This is a genomic window from Fusicatenibacter faecihominis, from assembly GCF_020686945.1.
Classification (GTDB): domain Bacteria; phylum Bacillota; class Clostridia; order Lachnospirales; family Lachnospiraceae; genus Limivivens; species Limivivens faecihominis.
In genome coordinates this window covers 1-1,042 of sequence record NZ_JAJEPR010000104.1, presented here as the reverse complement: position 1 = coordinate 1,042, position 1,042 = coordinate 1, and the positions used below count along the sequence as shown (strand labels likewise).

Annotated in this window: 1 protein-coding gene and 1 pseudogene; both read right to left on the bottom strand. The window is 41.2% G+C overall.

Features of this window, described 5'->3' with window-relative positions; genetic code table 11:
• Positions 1 to 500: pseudogene (locus LKD71_RS18100) on the bottom strand (RNA-guided endonuclease InsQ/TnpB family protein); the annotation flags it as partial.
• A gap of 18 nt (positions 501 to 518) precedes the next feature.
• Positions 519 to 929, bottom strand: a complete 411-nt coding sequence (gene tnpA / locus LKD71_RS18095; RefSeq protein WP_227616436.1) for an IS200/IS605 family transposase — start codon at positions 927 to 929, stop codon at positions 519 to 521.
• Positions 930 to 1,042: the final 113 nt, after the last annotated feature.

The following is a 1,042-nucleotide window of genomic DNA, read 5'->3' as shown; positions in this document are numbered from 1 at the left end:
ATCCGCAGCTGTTTGATCTGATCCATGTCCCTGAAAATCTTATTTTCAAGAAAAAGAAAGTTTTCATGGATCTGATATGTTCCTTCCATATATTTTTTTAATGCCTTTGGAAGGGACAGGCGGACTTTCTCCGTATCCCGCTCATGCACAATCCCCATCTGCATATAGGTAATGGGAATCCCCTCCTGCTTAAACCGCGGCGGTCTGGGCGACTCAATTCCACCGGACCTTTTCAAGGCATAAAAAGACTTCCATGCCTTATCCAGCAGCTTGCAGACTTCCTGGGCGCTCTGGGACGGGAGCTGTTTATACCATAGATCTTCTTTATGGGCTTTTTTCTGATAATACCAGTCGGGATATTGCACCAGCCCTGTTTCTTTGTAATGCTGGCGCTCATAATTACAAACATTCCAGAGCTTGGATGCTGCGTAGCACATATGTCCAATGAGATTCGCATATTCACAGCTGATCTTTATGGATGTTTTCTTTGACAGCAGCATTTCCTCTCCTCCATAGTATCAGTAAGCTTTGCTCTGATGTTCGATGTACCTGCGGATATTTTCTTCCGATACCGATCCGACCGTTTCCACATAATAGGAATGATTCCACAGCTCTCCTTTCCACAGCTGGTTTCTTATTTCTGGAAAACGTTCGAACAGCTTCCTGCCGGTGATTCCCTTCAGATATTTCACGATCGCAGTTATGGATAATTTCGGAGGGGCTGATACAAAACAGTGGACATGATCTCCCTCACCACATTCAAACAGATGAACGGTAAATCCCTTATTCTCCGCAATCTCCTGTACCAGTTTCTGAAGATATGCTTCAATCTCTGCATTTAATATCTTCCGCCGGTATTTTACTGACCATACCATATGGTAATTAATATTGCACACACAAGTGCGGTAATGTTTAAGATTTTCTTTCATACATATAGTATATCATAACGCGAATAATATTGCAATATATCGAACATATTTTCTCTTTATAAAGTTGGATACAACTGTTTTAGAACCTTTTAGAACATATATTTCTTATTTAC